Origin of the sequence: Arthrobacter sp. NQ4, assembly GCF_029077345.1 — a bacterium.
In the GTDB taxonomy this organism is placed as follows: Bacteria; Actinomycetota; Actinomycetes; order Actinomycetales; family Micrococcaceae; genus Arthrobacter.
This window is the reverse complement of sequence record NZ_JARETC010000027.1, coordinates 1-3,098: the sequence shown is the minus strand read 5'-3', so window position 1 is coordinate 3,098 and position 3,098 is coordinate 1. Positions and strand designations below refer to the sequence as shown.

The 3,098-nt window shown below is 64.5% G+C and carries 2 protein-coding genes and 1 riboswitch; both genes read right to left on the bottom strand.

The genetic code is table 11. The features are described 5' to 3' along the window. Nucleotides 1-87: 87 nt before the first annotated feature. Nucleotides 88-963, bottom strand: a complete 876-nt coding sequence (purU, locus tag PUN51_RS20610) for a formyltetrahydrofolate deformylase (RefSeq protein ID WP_275182381.1) — start codon at nucleotides 961-963, stop codon at nucleotides 88-90. A gap of 65 nt (nucleotides 964-1,028) precedes the next feature. Continuing rightward, nucleotides 1,029-2,540, bottom strand: a complete 1,512-nt coding sequence (gene cycA, locus PUN51_RS20605) for a D-serine/D-alanine/glycine transporter (protein WP_224024544.1) — start codon at nucleotides 2,538-2,540, stop codon at nucleotides 1,029-1,031. Nucleotides 2,541-2,694: 154 nt separating this feature from the next. Further along, nucleotides 2,695-2,792: riboswitch (glycine riboswitch) on the bottom strand. Between the last annotated feature and the right edge of the window lie 306 nt (nucleotides 2,793-3,098).

Sequence of the window (3,098 nt, the reverse complement as noted above, 5' to 3'; positions counted from 1 at the left end):
GTATTCAGTAGTGGTGCCACGGCGGCCGGCGCCTGCCCCTCCGTTTGGAGGGAGTGCGGGCACCGGCCGCGTGGACGGGCCCGCAAACTAGCGGAGGATGACCGTCCGGTTGCCGGAGAGGACTATCCGCCCTTCAGCGTGCCAGCGGACGGCATTCGTGAGCGCCTTGCATTCGGCGTCGCGGCCAACCGTGACCAGGTCCGAGGCGGAGTACGTGTGGTCCACCTCGATGACCTGCTGCGAGATGATGGGCCCTTCGTCCAGCTCCGAGTTGACGTAGTGGGCGGTGGCACCCACCGTTTTGACGCCGCGCTCGTAGGCCTGGTGGTAGGGCTTCGCACCCTTGAAGCTGGGCAGGAACGAGTGGTGGATGTTGATGGCCTTCCCGCTCAGGCGGGTGGTGGCCTCGTCGCTGAGCACCTGCATGTAGCGGGCCAGCACCACCAGCTCCACGGCGTAGTCGTCCACCAGGGCCAGCAGCCGCTCCTCGGCATCGGCCTTGGTTTCCGGCGTCACGGGGATGTGGTTGAACGGAACACCGTGCCACGCCGCAAGCGGTTCCAGGTCCGGGTGGTTGGACACCACGGCGGCGATCTCCACGGGCAACTCACCACTGCGGGCGCGGAACAGGAGGTCGTTGAGGCAATGCTCATACTTGGAGACCATCACCAGGATGGGCCGCTTGCGTCCGTGGCGTTCCAGCCGCCAGTCCATCTGCCACTCCTGGGCCACCTGGCCGAAACCGGCCCGGAGGCAGCCAAGGTCCAGCTCAACCTGCGAGGTGACGTGGATGCGCATGAAGAACCGCCCGCTCGCCCTGTCGCCGAACTGCTTGATGTCCACGATGTAGCATTCCTGTTCCAGCAGGTATGCCGCAACCGCCTGGACAATGCCAAGGGCATCCGGGCAGTGGAACGTCAGCACGAATTCCCGGCCCGTTTCCGGATCTGCCACTGCCTGCAGCTGCCCGGCTTCAGAAGTCCCAGGTTCGGATGCGCGCAGCCCGAAAGCGCGGAGCTCCTCAGCGATCACCGGTTGACCCGCTCTTCCCCCGCTTCTGCGGCGGCACCCGTACGGACAGCCTTGCCGGCTGCGGCGTCGGTGAAGTCCTGGTCCGCCTGCAGTTCAGCCTGGAACGTAGCGAAACGGGCCTGGTGTGCGGGGCGGCGGCGGAGGACGAACCATGCGGCGCCCAGCAGGATGAACCACACCGGGGTGACCAGGAGGGCCACCAGGGTGTCCGGCTGGGTGGTGAGGGTCCAGATCACGAAGGCGAAGAAGGCGAAGACCACCCAGACCATGGCAACACCGCCGGGCATCTTGAACTTCGATGCTTCATGCAGGTGCGGCCGGCGGCGGCGGAAGGCGATGTAGCTGGCCAGGATGATGGACCAGACAAAGACGAAGCAGACGGCGGAGACGGTGGTCACCATGTCAAAGGCCTTGCCCACGTCCTGGCCCGCGTACATGAGGACGACGCCGGACAGCAGCAGCACGCAGGAGAGGAACAGTGCGTTCTGGGGCACCTTGCGCCGGGACAGTTTGCCAAAGACGTCGGGCGCGTCGCCTTCCTGGGCAAGGCCGAAGACCATGCGGGAGGTCGAGTAGATGCCGGAGTTCGCGGAGGACATCGCGGAGCTCAGCACCACGAGGTTGACCACGGTGGCCGCGGCGCCCAGGCCTGCCAGGGAGAACATGGCGATGAAGGGGCTGTGGCCGGCCCTGAACTCGGTCCAGGGGGTGACTGCCATCAGGATGATGAGGGCGCCTACGTAGAACAGGAGCACGCGGATGGGGATGGAGTTGATGGCCTTGGGCAGGTTGCGCTCCGGGTTCTTGGCCTCGGCCGCCGTGGTGCCCACCAGTTCGATGCCCACGAAGGCGAAGACGGCGATCTGGAAGCCGGCCACGAAGCCCATGAACTCGTTCGGGAAGAATCCGCCGTGGCTCCACAGGTTGGTGAAGGTGGCAGGGCCTGCGTCGGACTGGAAACCGGTGAAGATCATGAACAGGCCAACGATGATCAGCGCGGCAATGGCAACGATCTTGATGAGTGCGAACCAGAACTCCGTCTCGCCGAACGCCTTCACCGTGGTGAGGTTCAGAAGGAGCAGGATGGCCACGGTGGCCAGGCCGGGAATCCACAGGGGCACCCCGGGCCATAGTTCACGGGAGTAGCCGGCGATGGCGATGACATCCGCGATGCCGGTGATGACCCAGCAGAACCAGTAGGTCCAGCCCGTAAAGAAGCCGGCCCACGGACCCAGCAGGTCGGCGGCAAAGTCGCTGAAGGACTTGTAGTTGAGGTTGCTGAGCAGCAGTTCACCCATGGCACGCATGACGAAGAACAGCATGAAGCCGATGATCATGTACACGAAGATCACTGAGGGGCCGGCCGCCGAGATGGTCTTGCCGGAGCCCATGAACAGGCCGGTGCCGATTGCACCGCCGATGGCGATCAGTTGGATGTGGCGGTTGCTGAGCTGCCGCTCCAGGTGCGGGGCTCCGCCGCCGGGGGACGTCGGGGAATGGGTCGTCATTGAGGAACTCCATCGTTCGAGCGGCACCCGGGGTGTCGCAAAGATTGGATTTCCTCCCCGCTCTGTCTGGGACCTGAGAGATTCCACATGCCGCTATGGGCGTGCTTGCACCGTCGGTGAGCCAGGACAGGGCCCGGCTGCTTTCCAGAGTTGCCTCACCGCGGCGGTACGTGGGCCTGAGAGTTTCCTGGGGAGGGTTTGCTCCTACGGCGCCTGCTGAACGTACCGGCAGGGCTCTCCCGCCGCAGGTCAAAAGCGTTTGCTTGGTAAATCAGTGTTCAGTTGTCGGAGGGCATCCATCCCAGGCGCGGTAATGCGCAGAATGGACAGTGGGGCCTCCGGTGATCCCGGCCGGCGAACGGAGCGCCCAGCGTCTTTGGGCCAGTTCCGCTGTCCGGCCGGATCACGGGGTTCAGTGTGGCGTTCGTCACGAACAAAAGTCAAGCCCGGCGTTACGCCATCCACGTAACGCTCTTGAGCTCCAAGTCATGACGGACCGATTTGCTCCCCGCTTCGCTTTGCCTGTAACCTGTGAGCCGAATCACCCACATTTCAATA